We start from the raw sequence: 13,428 nt of genomic DNA on the forward strand, positions 1-13,428 counted from the left end.
ATATGGTTTTACTAGTTGGTTGTGTATTAAGATTAGTGCGTACTGACTGCTTTTTATAACGCTATAAGCATGTTATAAGTATGGTATAAGCATGCTATAACCACGCTATAACCTATTTTGATATATGTGTTAAGTGCTTGTTTATCAGGTTTTTGTATTGATATTTGGTTTTGTGTTAAAAAAGACTAGAATTATCCCTTGTTTTTGGGCTTTTGAAGGGGGTTGATAACTAATTTAATTCTATAGATATTATTAATTTAGTATCACTATTTTTATCTGAAATGTTTAGATTATAAATTAATGGCTTGCTATAGTTTTTTATTTCAAAAAGCTCAATAGGTATACTTATCATTTGTTCTATAAGTTTTCCATCTTTACATCCAGAGACCATCTGTTTATCATCGTGTATAAGTATCTCTCCTAATTTGTTTGTAATTGTATTTTTTAAATAAAATGAAGCCTTATTATTTTTTACTGTATAACCTTCTAGGTTTTTTATATATAACATTAGGTATTTACTATTTTCTATTTTATTATCTTCAAGTATTAGGGTAGGACTACTTTCTGTGGTTATAAAAATATCGGAATAATCAAGTCCTTTTTTATTAACTATTAGATGAGGATTATTATTCTGAATTAACTTAAAATCCATTTTTATTACTAGTTTTTTTCGCTTTTAGTATCGCGAAGTGTACCGTATAGTGTGTATTCGTTTCCTGATGAAATATTATACCTTATTAAAAGTGGGTAATTAGTAAAAAGTGGAATCTTAAGTGAGTCTTTTGTAATGCCTTTTACGTCTTTATCTAGCCCTAATATATTGTCATTATGATAAACAGTATCTTTTTGTTTGGATACCAAGGTTATGTCTAGGTTAGGATAATAGGTATTATTTTTTTGCAAAACCTTCCAATTGGTTAAAATTAAGAGTTATTAGTTCTCCGTGTTTTAAAATAGGTTTAGATAATATTCCTTTTGTAGTTGCTATAGATACATTAGCATTTAAACCATATTGAGTTAGTTTTACAAGGTTTAATGGTTTAGTTTCTTGTACTTGATGAACTTTACATGCGGATATAGATAATAAACTTACAAGTAGTAATGTTTTAAATAGTTTCATTTCTTTTTTTACATTATTTATAATGTGTTTGTATAAGATCAGGTGAGTGGTTAAGTCGTTAATTTAGTAAATTAAAACCGAATTGGAAATCCAAGAGGGTATTAGTAAATAGGCTAGGAGTAGGCTACTTAATTATATAAGGCTTAAGCTATATATTAAAATTACTTGTTTGTTTATTAGCGTTTGTAATTTAGGACTTACTTAGTTATATGTGATTTAAATTTATAGTTTTTAAAGAGGTTTTATATACTATTTTTTTTGAGATTTAATTGCAGTTTTTATCTTCCTTAAGTAGTTTTATCTCTTTTCTAAGTTCAGCTGTAAAATCAGTATAGTATTGTAATAGATGACGAGACTTATCCATGTTTGCATAATAAGGATCTACTAATTTGTTAGAATAATGTCCTTTATATTTTTTAAATAATTCTTCACTATCTATTGTTGCAGGTTCATTTTCATCTTCTTTTACTTTTGTAACAATTTTAAGTGTTTGATATTTTTTTTGTAGATTATTGTAAAGGTTTACTGTAGAGTCTTTTATCTGAAGATATCTAGAGGTGGTCTTCTTATCAAAATCATCACAAAACTTTAAGTAATGTGCTATATTTTCACAGTTTAAATAACTAGGTTTGTTTTCTTTTTCATACTTCAATTTTGATAAAATATTATTAGTTTTAATCTTTAGGCTTGTATGGTGTCTTGTTAAAATATCAAAAGATTTATAGACTTCAATAATTGTTTTTAAATCCGTTTCGTTTTCAATTATACTATCTTCAAGTGTCATATAATATAAATTAATTATAGTATTATGCACATCTTCAATATGATATATCTTATTTTGTAATTTATTAGAATATTCTTGATTTTGTTTTTTAAAAAAATATAAAAATTCAGCCATCTCTTCTTTACTTATACCAGATGGTTTTGGTGCTGTAATTATCGAATCTATTAACTTTCTTTTTTTGTTAGAGGACATTGATAATTTATAATAGTGATTATCATAAGATTCAAGCTTATCAAAGTCATATACAAGCTTATCTAAAAGGTTTATTTCTTTTACAATTTTATTTAATTGCTGTTTATACAGTTGAGTAGTTTTATTTATGTAGGCAATTAAAATTGGATTTTCATTATTTTGAGTAAAAGATAACTGTGGTAAAATGAAGATTATTATTAATATGAATTTTATTGACCTCATTGGTTAGTTATTTTAAAATTATTAGTAGTTAAGTTTATTTTAATAGGTTGTTGTTTCTTAAATTACTGCCAACATATAGCAAATATAATCCCGTTTTAATAAGTTATATTTAAAGCCAAACGAAGTTAATTAAAATAACTTAGAAAGTAAATGTTATAATATTTGACGTTTATTAGTTATGAAGGATGAAACAATACACATATTATTTTTATATGTATTTGTTTTAACGTGTTTGTCAATTGTGTAATTACACTGGTTTACCACTAGTGATCCGTCAAAGTGGAAGTCGTGTAAAAGGGCGTCCTAGAATTAGTGAAATAGGAAATTAAAAGCTCCGAAATTTATTATTTATGTGCTGTTTTAATGGTTGAAAATATAACCATGCTTGTAAAGCAATATATGATCGATTAGTCGCTAAAGGGAAGCGTAAAAAAACTAGCTTTAATTGTGGTTTGTAATACCCTATTAAAACAGGCCTTTGCAATAGCAAAATCAGGGCTAACTTATGATAATAATTACAGAAGTGCTTTATTGAAAAATTAATGAGTTTTTACTTGTTTTTTGGAACAGAGCTTTGTTGTACGTAGTTGTTATATTCCAATTATGAATTTTGCTCTTTCGTAAAGTTCATCATAGGTTATTATTTCAATGTTTCGAGAATCTCTACGATAAAGCTCAAATGTTTTTCTCTTTATTTTCTTAATTTGAGCACTATCATTAGATTTATCAAGTTCATCCCAATTCCCAATTATTAAAATTGTTTTTGAATCATAAGATTTTTGTTCTATTGCATTACCTTGTTCATCAAACAATTCTTTAGTAGTTTCTATTTTAATAGTTCCACTTGCTTTTTGCTCTAAAATTTGTGAAATTGAATCTATAAATGAATTTGACAATCTCCAAGCACCAGAACGATTTTTTTCATTTTTAAAAATATTCGTGGTTGGGAGTTTTAACTCTATAAATGTTGTAAATCTATTATCTCCAATAAGAAAATCTCCAATTACTGTGTCGCTACCACTCGCGTCACTATCAGAAGCTCTAAATTCTTTTTGTAGGATACTTTTATATTTGTAGTCTAATCCATATCCAAAAATCCATTCATTTACATTGAAGTAATGTTGCCAAGCTGTTTCATCTTTGGTGTTACTTTTACCTATTTCATCTTTATATTTTTGTAAAAATTCTTCTTCACTGAGTAACTTTCTAAATATTTCGAGTTGTTGTTTTCTATAACCAGTATTTACTAAATCCTGATTAGTAATTAGTCCCTCGTCTAAAAGGTCTCTTAATAAATTACCACCATCACTACCAGAAAGTAAAGTTCCAAGTTTCTTTTTCGTCATATCATCAATAATGTCGAATGAATTATCAGCCAATACAATTCTGCGGTCATTGATTGTTGCTAAATCAATAGAGTTAATGAAACTTAAAAAGCTTTTGAGTTGTTTAAAATCAAATTTGTTAAATTTAATTCTTTGTTTTTCTTCTCCAGAAATTTCTTTTATGATTTCAATACCCTCAATATTATCTTTGTCTCTAAGATAAACCACTTTCATCAAAGTTCTCGGAGCTAACTTTACGTGTGCTTCGTTTTCATCTTCAAAAACTACTTGAAAGAATCTACCACTTCCAAAATCGTGGTTATATAAATGCTCTAATTTAGAGTTTTGGATTACGTCATTTTCTGTAGCTCTTTCATTCATTGTATTTATTTGTGATATTTTTTAATTATGGATAACGGTTTTGTGTATGATTAGTGGCGTATTTAAGCATCTAATTTAGTAAATAAAAACCGAATAGAAAATCCGCGAGGATTTTCGTAAGTAGGCGAGAACCAGCCATTAATTATACACGTTGTTAGCAAACGTATTTTATTTCCTATTTTTCTTTTTCTGTTTTTCCTTTTTAATTATGACTTTACCATTTTCGTCAATGTCAATTTTTTCTCCTGTTTCTTCAAGGTTTAAATCTTCTTTTCCAAACATTCTTTTTGTTGCGGGTTCTATATTAAAATAAAGTTTTTTACAATCTTCAGAATCCTCAAATTTTATTCCCAATATGTCGTGAAAATTCCCATTACTATCTCTTCCTGAACCCATAGAACAAATATCTTCTCTAAATGCAAGTTTGATTATCCATTGTCCGTCAGCAGGTGAAAGCGTAAACCAAGAAGTTTCATAAGAAGTTCCATCTCCAGTTGATAAAACACTTGCAACAATTAACTCAAATTTTTTATAATGTAAACTTCCAATTTTTTTATTTCCGAGTTTGTGTTGAACATAACTCATTTCTCTATGACCTAAAATACTAAATGGATTGTTCGATAATAATGTGTCTAACTTCTTTTCTGCTAGTTCAAATTCCTGATTTTCATTTAAAGACCAAATCTCTCTTTCAAGTTCAATGTCTTGATAAGGGTAATATTTAGGGTTATCTGTATAGCCAATTTGCATAGCAACTAACTCATAATTTGTTAGTGTTGAATCTGCTTTTTGAAATCGTTCAAATAAGTTTTTATAGGATAGTTTATTTGTTTTTTCTTTAGATATTTTTAAAATTGAATCATAATCTCTAGTGTATTTAAAATCATTTTTTTCTTGACCATAAATCACAAAAGTTATAATTAAATTCAATATTATTATGAGCGCTTTTTTCATATGTTTGCTAACTGGTTATATGACAACTAATATAGTTGTTTTTGGGATTATATTTCCCGTTATGACAACTTTTAGCAACTTATATCAAATAGACCTTACATTATTGCAGCTAAACTACAATTACTAAATAATAATTACAATACGTATAACTACGTATTTTTTATGTTGTAAACGGGTTATGTAGTGTAGAGGTAATGCTAATACAAAACAAATAAAAAGTTTGTTAGGACTTATGTAAGTAGGCTAGAAGCTAGTTTTAGTTGTATATGGTGTTGTAAATAGTTATTTGTAAAATTATTTTCGCAATTGTACAATGTTTTTCAATTCTTTAAATGGAAGTAAGGTTTTTTTAAACTCTTCTGATAAAATTCCCCATTCTATAAATCGGATAAATTCAATATGATTTTTGGTGTCATATTCTCCTAATAATGTATTTAAAAATCTATATGGATTTAGGTTTATAATTTTATGTTTCTTTGATTTATTGATATACATGCATAGACCAAGTCCTAAACTAAATTCTTCATAATGTATATAAATATCATCATATCCTATTTCTAATTCGCCATGTTTTATTTTAAAATCATCCTTTTTCATAGGTTGTTTATTCAATAATTTTCAAACAATGTGAGCGGTCAGTTTTAATTATTTACAACTTATTTGTGTATGATTTCGTTGCGTGTTTAAGCATTAAAGTTAGCAAATAAATCACAGCTAGAAAGTCCGCGAGGACTTTCGTAAGTAGGCTAGAAACTAGCAATTAATTTTATACGGTGTTGCCAGTAGTTTTTATTCAGATATATATTTTTTAAATTCAGATTTTTCTACTTTCTTTATTTTGGTTAGTTTATCTATTTTTAATTTTCCAGATTCTGTAAATGATATGTTTTTGTCATTCGGTTGTTCAATGAAATATTCGAATGTTTCACTTTTGAAATCATATTTTGACCACGCAAAGGTTCCTTTTCGATTCGCATTGTGATAATAATCCGTTTCGGTTTTTGCATTTAAAATTCCGTATTCAATTACTTTTTTGAAATGTCCATTATGTGGTTCAGGTTTCCACCAGTAAGTTGTATATTTCTCTGATTGAGCTTTGTCTTTTTTCCAATCAGCTTTTAATTCAGGAATTCCGAGTATTTCTCGTTTAGAGTTAAATTCAATTCCGTGATTTTTATTTAAAGGAATGAAGAATTCCATTATTATAAAAACAACAAAAATTCCAATATATACTTTTTTCTTTTCCCAAAAATTTTTGAGCAATTCTTTGATTGATAATTCTCGATTTTTATTCCAATCCCAAATAAGGAAAATCGGCATTGAAATCAGAAATATCATTAAAATTCCAAAAAAGAAGTAATGTCCATTCATTTCGTCAAATTACTGGCAACGTTGTTGTATAAGATTAGTTGCGTGTTTAAGCACTAAAGTTAGCAAATAAATCACAGATAGAAAGTCCGCGAGGACTTTCGTAAGTAGGCTAGAAACTAGCAATTAATTTTATACGTTGTTAGCTACTGTTTTTTATTCAGTTCGTATTCTAATCGTTTTTCGAAATACTCATTTTCTCCAAAGTAATATGACTCAATAAAAGCAACAACAGAATTTTCATCTTCAAAATTTAGTTCAAAATCACCAGGACCTGGTCCAGGAACCCAATCCCAACATACTAATTGATATTGATTTTTTTCAAACCATAACATCATAGTTGGGCAATCAGAAATTGTTTCTGACTCTGTTTTTCCATCTTTGTTCATCATCACTAAAGGAATTGAGGTATAATTGGGTAATGAGTTTCCAATAATTCCAATTTTTTTCAAAATATGGCATCTATTCTCACCACAAAAAAGAATCATTCCTTTTTTTCAAGTCTTTCTTTATTCGATTTGTTTAACAATTGAGTAAGTTTAAATTGTAGCCAACTACTTTTAAGACAACTTTTCAATACTAATATCAAACAGATCTCACGTTATTGTAGCTAAATTATTAAAAGCTAAACTACAATTACTAAATAATAATTACAATACGTATAACTACGTATTTTTTATGTTGTAAACGGGTTAAGTAGAATAGAGGTAATAGCTAATACAAAACAAATAAAAAGTTTGTGAGGACTTTATTAAGTAGGCTAGAACTAGTCATTAATTTTATACGGATTATATACCGTTTTCTTTTTTCCAGTCGCTTTTTAAATATTTTAAAGCATCTTCCAAAGCTTTTTTAGAAGGTTTAGGATTATACCCTAATTCTTTTCTAGATTTACTAATATCATAATCTTGTTTTAAGCCATAAAACATATCTAAGTAATGTCTCTGTAGTAAAGGTTCTTTACTTGTAATTTTACTACTAAACTCCATTAATCCAGCTACAGAATACAATAAACATTTTGGAACTTTTTTTGGCATTTTTAATTTTAACTCAGGATATAATTCGGATGCTATTTTTACGCTTTCTTGCATGCTAGTGTGTTTCTCGTTTGATAAAATATAACGTTCTCCATTTCTACCTTTGGTCATAGCGCTATACATACCAGAAGCTACATCTTTTACGTCTACCCAATTTAAAGTTACATTGGTGTCTACAGGTATCTCACCATTTAAAATTTGTAATACTAAGTTGTTAGAATAACTTAATTTGTAAGCTTTATCACCAATCATTGCGGAAGGTAAAACCAAAACAGTTCTAATTCCATATTTTTCACCTAACTCTAATGCTAGTTTATCGGAATCATTTTTAGAATTATAATACCAATTTCTGCGGTCTTTATTATATCCGTTATCTACATTGGCTGGTAACTTTGTGAAATCTAAAGAAGCGACAGAACTAACATATACAATGTTTTTAACACCACATTCTTTTGCCATATCAAAGACATTTTGGGTTCCTTGCATGTTGTTGTCATAAATTTCCTCTTTTGGATTTTTTGCCCACATACTAAAGTTTGCAGCTACCGCATATAAGTTGGTAACTCCTTGAAATGCTTTTTTTAGCGAGGCTCTGTCCATAAGGTCAGCTTGTACAACTTCACAGTCCAGACCTTCAAATGGTGCTGTATTCTTAATGTTTCTTACGGTTGTTCTTACCTTCTGGTTATCGGAAAGTAATAGTCTGACTAAGTTGTTTCCTAAATGTCCAGTTCCTCCTGTTACTAATGATATTTCGTTGCTCATAATTATTGAAATTTTGTTTGAGCAAATTTCGATACCTTTTAAGAGGATAGAAATAACATTTGTTAGAAAGTGATTTGTTTGCGGATACGACTTAAGGATTGAGGTTCCATTCCTAAAAAAGAAGCGATATTGTCGATAGATACATTCAGCGCTAATTTTGGATTTTGATTTACAAATTTTAGATAGCGTTCTTTTGCTGTTAATATCTGAAAATCTTTAACACGTTCTAATTTACAACCTAAATGTTCGTTGGTTACTTCTTTGATAAATATTGCCCAAAATTTAGTTTCCTTTTGTAAAATATCAAAATCTGGTTTTGATATTTTTAGAACTTTAGCTTCAGTAATCGTTTCATAATAATCTATTGACGGTGTTTCTGTCATAAAACTATCTAAAGACGTGAAGAAATCTTGTTCTGAAACAAGATGCTGTACGACAATTTTTCCGTCAATATTTTGATACCCCTTTACAATTCCAGTATCTAAAAAATAAATGTACCGTTCAACTTTTCCGGCTTCTAAAAGATTAGTTTGTGTTGGTATTTGTTCGGAAATGAAATATTTTTTGATTAAATCAATATCTTTTTGAGTTAAAGTAATTCTTGATTGTATGTAATTAATTAAATTCTGCATTGTTGAGTTGTAATGATATATAACGTTTGTTATGAACAACGCAGCTCAAAAGATAAAGATTTCGTTTGCGTTTAAAACTTAGCTAAATATAAATACATTATTTTTCATTTAAAAGACAGATTTTATATTTAACAGACTTTCTTAAAATTTCTAATATTCAAATTTAGTACAAGTATCTTAGGTTTTTTATACCTTGTTGGCATTAGTTTTATCTATTCCGTTATATATATTCGGGTTATGTTTCTCCATATAAAATTCAGGATTAATTATTTCCTTAAAACCAAACTTTTTATAAAGCCATTCAGCTGTATCCGTTAATAAAATCCAGCGTCTTAATCCTTGAAGATTTGGGTGTTCCATTATTTCATTTATCAGCCATTTACTTAATCCTTTTCCTCTATATTCCTTTAGAACATAAACATCACCTAAATATGCAATAGTTGAATAGTCTGAAATTATTCTAGCAAAGCCAATTTGTTTTTTTTGTAATAAAGTCCAAAATTCAAAGAGTTTTCAATGGATGTTTTCAAAGTATTAATTGGAATTCCTTTAGCCCAATCAGTTTCATTTGCAAGGAATTTGTGAATGCTCAATATATCTAATTTATCCTTGTCAGTTGAAATGGTATAATCATTTCTATGTGTTTCTATAATTTCCAATTCAGTTTTCTTAATTAATGCCAACGTGTTTCTTTAGTTTATTATAAATCATTTTTTTTAAATTCGGAAAATTCTTTTAGTATTCTGAAGTATTCATTCCAATATTTAGTATTAATCTTAGAGTTTGTTGCATCATTATAAAAATGAATGCGTACGTGTATGATTTCGTTGCGTGTTTAAGCACTAAAGTTAGCAAATAAATCACAGATAGAAAATCCGCAAGGATTTTCGTAAGTAGGCGAGAACTAGCCATTAATTATACACGTTGTTGTAACCAGTTTTTTATTCCGTTTTTTCATAGTAATGATTCAAGTCGTAATTCAATATAATTTTCGGTTTTTCAAAAAGTTTATTACTAAAATATGTACTGTATCCAGCTCTTCCTAATTCATAATCGTAAGTCCAGTCAATTTCAGTTGATAAAATTCTGTAATTTATTTCATAAGTTCCGTTTCCATAATATCCGCTTGAAAATGTTCCGTTAGATTTTAAAATCAGAGTGTCAGCAACGTGAGGCGTTTCCAAACAACAGTGTTTATTTTCGTAATTCGTGTTTATATATGTTCCGATTACTTTAGATTCAGTCATTGGTAAATTTGCTCGTAAAAATAAAATTCCGATGAATAGTAAAATTCCAATTCCTAATATCTTACGTTTCATTTCTCAAATTGGTTACAACATTTATTATAGCTGAATTATTAAAAGCTAAATTATAATAATGTACAAGGAAATACAATACGTATAACTACGTATTTTTAGCCAGTGTTTATTATTAAAAACTGTTAAGAATTGTCAAAATAAGACAGGCATTTTGTTTCTTTGTTTTATAAAATAAAAACATGAATTTTTTTATCTGCTTAATTTTAGGGTTTTGTATAGCTGCTTTAGGGAGTATTACGCCTAGTTTTTTAAATTTAACTGTTGTAAAGTATAGTTTAAAAAATGGTAAAAAATCTACATTTTACTTAATAGCTGGTTATGCTACGGTTTTATTTTTTCAAGCCAATTTAGGCGCTTACCTTGCTAATATTTTAATGAAAAACTCTGAGTATATTACCTTGATACAAAAAATAGGTACTGGTATACTTTTTTTGTTATCTATTAATTTTTTCAGAATTTATTTTGCTCCTAAAAAGGAGGTTAAGGAAAAGGAAATCCCTAAATCTAAATCTTATTTTTACGGTATTTTAATGTCTTTATTAAACATGATGGCTATACCGTTTTACTTTACTTTTATTTCGTTGTTAATAGGCTTTGAGTATTTTGAATACAATATGTTTAACGCTTTTTATTTTTCGATAGGCTCTACCATAGGTTCTTTTACATTATATACGATTTATGCTATTGTCGCTAAAAATATTGAGCATAAGCTAACTTATATAGCTACTAAAATGGATTTTATTTTAGGTTGTTTAACAGGTATTGTTGGTGTAGGTAATGTCATCTATTTGTTTACTAAATAGAGCATTTAGGTATTAAAAGCTAAAGCCAAATAAAAACGTATCGTTTACTAATCCGCTACCTTGGTAAGCGCGTACATAATCTACGCGTAAAAAGCGCATTTTACCCCAACCTAGATTACTTAATCCAAGCGAATATTCGGTGTATGGTTTATTTGTTTTTGTTGTAGCAGCATTAAATCCAGCGACAAGATTAAAGTTAAGTTTATTTAGTAACGGAATTTTATTAAGTATATAGCCTTTAAAATTGTGTTCGGCATGTATTTCGGCGTAAGCCTTATTGGTACTTAAAGCATAGTATGGTAATATTTTAAAATTATTAATATAATTACCATCCATAACAACGTTGGTTTGGTTACCACTAAAATGGTGATAGTCTATAAACGCAATATTGTCTGCGTTATTAAATACACCTCCTTTTGCTAAATAGGTTAAATCTCCTTTATTACCTAAGTTGATGTTTTGATACAACATGGCTTTGTATTGATCAAAGTTGTAATTGGCGTTATTGCTGCCAAAGCCTTTCTCGTAACCTAAATACAGGGTTGGTATTTTACTGTTAGGAATGTTGTATTTACCAAAGGGATAACTCATGTAGTTTTGTCCAAAATTAATACGTGTGTTGACGTTTAACTTCATGATGTTGTGCGGATCAAAAGCATTGGTTCCTGTAGTTGTGGGATCAAGCGGATTATTACTAGTATAATCTCTGTCGCTTTTTGGGTACCACGCTTGGTCTGTGGTATTATTTAATGGTTTGCGGTTATTGTAACTTAGATCAGAATATAGATATAAACCGTTTAATACTTCTTGATTATAATTTAGTTGCGCAAAACTACGGTCGTAAATTTTAAGGTAGTTTTTTTCTGTATATAAAGAGTAAGATGTATTTAGTAAAGCTAAACTTGATAAATTAGGATTAAATTGCTCTACTTTACTACCTCCTGATAAGGATACAAACGCTCGGTTTTTACGGTTAAATCTATAGTTAATTTGTCCAGTAGCTCTTAGTCTGTCATCAGAATGGCCATAATTGATGGATGACGATGCCTTGAAATATTTTTGATTGTCTTCAAAACGTTTGGTGTAGTTAGCTGTAAGTGTTCCGTTCCAACCTTGAACGGTATTAAACGCTAATTTGCTAATAGGAGAGGAGATATTAAAATATGTTTTTTTGTAGCTATTACTATAGCTGTAACCACCTAAAATATCACCAAATTTAAATTTGTTGTTTACTTGATCAACCGAGTCTAAATAGGGTTTAGATTCTCTTACCAACTGGATACTATCACGACGTACATAGTCATTAGCCTCTATTGATGTTAAAGGGACTGGACGCTTAGCTTCCCAGAATAACGAATCCTTTTTGTTTGCATTATCCTCAAAACTTAAGATTTCTCTTGAAAAGGTTTTGCTATCAAAATTTGGATCAAACTCGTAATCACTGTAAGCAGCAGTAAAACGACCATCACCATTAAACCCAAATATTCCAAACTCAAAATCAAATAACTGCGTTGTTTTTACCCACAATTTTTCGGTATTATAGTACGTAAACGATTGTTTAATTTTAAATAAGTCTACTGCAGGTATTTGTGCTTGTTGTCCTGTTAAAGTTACCTCTGTACCAAACAAACTCCATTGGTCTTCAACAATGTAAATAAAGCCACCAAATGCCTTGTCGTTTTTTCGTTTAGGTAATAATTCAATTTTATTAATAAGATTGCCTAAGTCATCATAAAATGTACCAACCAATTTATACTTATAGTAATTAAATGCAAAATCAGAGATAGGAGAGACAATTTCGCTACCCAGCTCAAAGGTATTTTGATAAAAATTAAATTCGACATCAGTCGCAGTATTAAAACTAAAGCCATTACTATCACCACTAACTTTAGAGGCTATAATGGTTTCTTTAATAGGTTTTGGTGCTTGGTATTCTAGTTTACTAATCGTTTCGGATAAATACACAATACCTGTTCTGGTACTATCTAAAGCACCATCCAAGTCTCCAACTTCTTGTCCTAAAACGGATTCTGGTACATCTACCATTTTAAGTAATCCTCTGGAGTAAAACTGAGCTTTAAACGATTTAAGTTTTTTTAAGTTCTCTTTACGTTTAGCAATAGTTTGCCTAATGATGTTGTTAGCAGGATTTTCATCCGAATTTATAACAACCTCATCTAAATTGATGTCTTCTTCTTTTAAAGTAACATCTAGCACAAACGGAAACTTTGTGATGGTTACCTTTTGCTTTAAGGTTTTGTAACCTAAGTATTGAAACGTAATGGTATAATCGCCAGTTTTACTAATATCTAAAACGTAGTTACCATCATTATTAGTCGTGGTACCTGTATAAGTATTTTCTATAAAAATATTTACAACCGCTAAAGGATTGTTGTTGTTAGAGGTTACTGTACCTGTAATTTGTCCAAAAGCAAAATGACTAGCTAATGTAAATAAAGCGATTAAAGCGTGTTTCATTATAAGTTGGTTGTTTAATTATATAGACGCACATTTATTTAAAATGGT

The 13,428-nt window shown here is 28.7% G+C and carries 16 protein-coding genes and 1 pseudogene; 2 read left to right on the forward strand and 15 right to left on the reverse strand.

Annotated elements, in window-relative coordinates; genetic code table 11:
• Positions 1-229 precede the first annotated feature (229 nt).
• The 4 genes from AC0L4B_RS10530 to AC0L4B_RS10545 all read right to left on the reverse strand — a co-directional run bounded on the left by AC0L4B_RS10530 (position 230) and on the right by AC0L4B_RS10545 (position 2,318).
• Positions 230-652 carry a hypothetical protein gene (locus AC0L4B_RS10530; RefSeq protein ID WP_473436864.1) on the reverse strand — a complete coding sequence of 141 codons (423 nt, stop codon included), beginning with the start codon at positions 650-652 and terminating at the stop codon, positions 230-232.
• Between the two features lie 8 nt (positions 653-660).
• The gene (locus AC0L4B_RS10535) at positions 661-861 is read right to left on the reverse strand and encodes a hypothetical protein (protein ID WP_473436865.1); all 201 of its coding nucleotides are present in this window, start codon (positions 859-861) and stop codon (positions 661-663) included.
• A gap of 28 nt (positions 862-889) precedes the next feature.
• Positions 890-1,120, reverse strand: a complete 231-nt coding sequence (locus AC0L4B_RS10540; protein WP_473436866.1) for a hypothetical protein — start codon at positions 1,118-1,120, stop codon at positions 890-892.
• Positions 1,121-1,385: 265 nt separating this feature from the next.
• Positions 1,386-2,318 (reverse strand): hypothetical protein, encoded by a 933-nt coding sequence (locus tag AC0L4B_RS10545; protein WP_473436867.1) that lies wholly within the window; start codon positions 2,316-2,318, stop codon positions 1,386-1,388.
• A gap of 236 nt (positions 2,319-2,554) precedes the next feature.
• Between AC0L4B_RS10545 and AC0L4B_RS10550 the strand changes: the two are divergent.
• Positions 2,555-2,861, forward strand: a pseudogene (locus AC0L4B_RS10550) (transposase); the annotation flags it as partial.
• 47 nt (positions 2,862-2,908) lie between these two features.
• Here the strand turns inward: AC0L4B_RS10550 and AC0L4B_RS10555 are convergent.
• The 10 genes from AC0L4B_RS10555 to AC0L4B_RS10600 all read right to left on the reverse strand — a co-directional run bounded on the left by AC0L4B_RS10555 (position 2,909) and on the right by AC0L4B_RS10600 (position 10,099).
• Positions 2,909-4,024, reverse strand: a complete 1,116-nt coding sequence (locus AC0L4B_RS10555) for a Shedu anti-phage system protein SduA domain-containing protein (protein ID WP_473436868.1) — start codon at positions 4,022-4,024, stop codon at positions 2,909-2,911.
• Between the two features lie 168 nt (positions 4,025-4,192).
• On the reverse strand, positions 4,193-4,978 hold the full coding sequence (locus AC0L4B_RS10560) for a DUF4919 domain-containing protein (protein ID WP_473436869.1): 786 nt from the start codon (positions 4,976-4,978) through the stop codon (positions 4,193-4,195).
• Between the two features lie 294 nt (positions 4,979-5,272).
• Complete coding sequence (locus tag AC0L4B_RS10565; protein WP_473436870.1) at positions 5,273-5,575, reverse strand: hypothetical protein; 303 nt, start codon at positions 5,573-5,575, stop codon at positions 5,273-5,275.
• Between the two features lie 192 nt (positions 5,576-5,767).
• Positions 5,768-6,349, reverse strand: a complete 582-nt coding sequence (locus tag AC0L4B_RS10570; protein WP_473436871.1) for a hypothetical protein — start codon at positions 6,347-6,349, stop codon at positions 5,768-5,770.
• Positions 6,350-6,492: 143 nt separating this feature from the next.
• A complete protein-coding gene (locus AC0L4B_RS10575) occupies positions 6,493-6,798 on the reverse strand; it encodes a hypothetical protein (RefSeq protein ID WP_473436872.1) in 306 nt (101 codons plus the stop codon).
• A gap of 336 nt (positions 6,799-7,134) precedes the next feature.
• A complete protein-coding gene (locus tag AC0L4B_RS10580) occupies positions 7,135-8,148 on the reverse strand; it encodes an NAD-dependent epimerase/dehydratase family protein (RefSeq protein ID WP_473436873.1) in 1,014 nt (337 codons plus the stop codon).
• 62 nt (positions 8,149-8,210) lie between these two features.
• Complete coding sequence (locus tag AC0L4B_RS10585) at positions 8,211-8,780, reverse strand: Crp/Fnr family transcriptional regulator (RefSeq protein ID WP_473436874.1); 570 nt, start codon at positions 8,778-8,780, stop codon at positions 8,211-8,213.
• A gap of 186 nt (positions 8,781-8,966) precedes the next feature.
• Positions 8,967-9,254, reverse strand: a complete 288-nt coding sequence (locus tag AC0L4B_RS10590) for a GNAT family N-acetyltransferase (protein WP_473439433.1) — start codon at positions 9,252-9,254, stop codon at positions 8,967-8,969.
• Entirely contained in the window at positions 9,236-9,439 is a 204-nt protein-coding gene (locus tag AC0L4B_RS10595) for a hypothetical protein (protein WP_473436875.1), read from the reverse strand. Before AC0L4B_RS10595 ends, AC0L4B_RS10590 begins: the two co-directional genes overlap by 19 nt.
• A 282-nt stretch (positions 9,440-9,721) precedes the next feature.
• Positions 9,722-10,099, reverse strand: coding sequence for a hypothetical protein (locus AC0L4B_RS10600; protein WP_473436876.1), 378 nt, complete (start codon positions 10,097-10,099; stop codon positions 9,722-9,724).
• A 179-nt stretch (positions 10,100-10,278) separates the two neighbouring features.
• On the opposite strand from AC0L4B_RS10600, the gene AC0L4B_RS10605 reads away from it, so the two are divergent.
• Positions 10,279-10,902, forward strand: coding sequence for a LysE family translocator (locus AC0L4B_RS10605; protein ID WP_473436877.1), 624 nt, complete (start codon positions 10,279-10,281; stop codon positions 10,900-10,902).
• 12 nt (positions 10,903-10,914) lie between these two features.
• Here AC0L4B_RS10605 and AC0L4B_RS10610 read toward each other — a convergent pair whose 3' ends face one another.
• Complete coding sequence (locus AC0L4B_RS10610; protein ID WP_473436878.1) at positions 10,915-13,380, reverse strand: DUF5686 and carboxypeptidase regulatory-like domain-containing protein; 2,466 nt, start codon at positions 13,378-13,380, stop codon at positions 10,915-10,917.
• Positions 13,381-13,428 lie beyond the last annotated feature (48 nt).

Source organism: Olleya sp. NP1-10, from assembly GCF_055804415.1.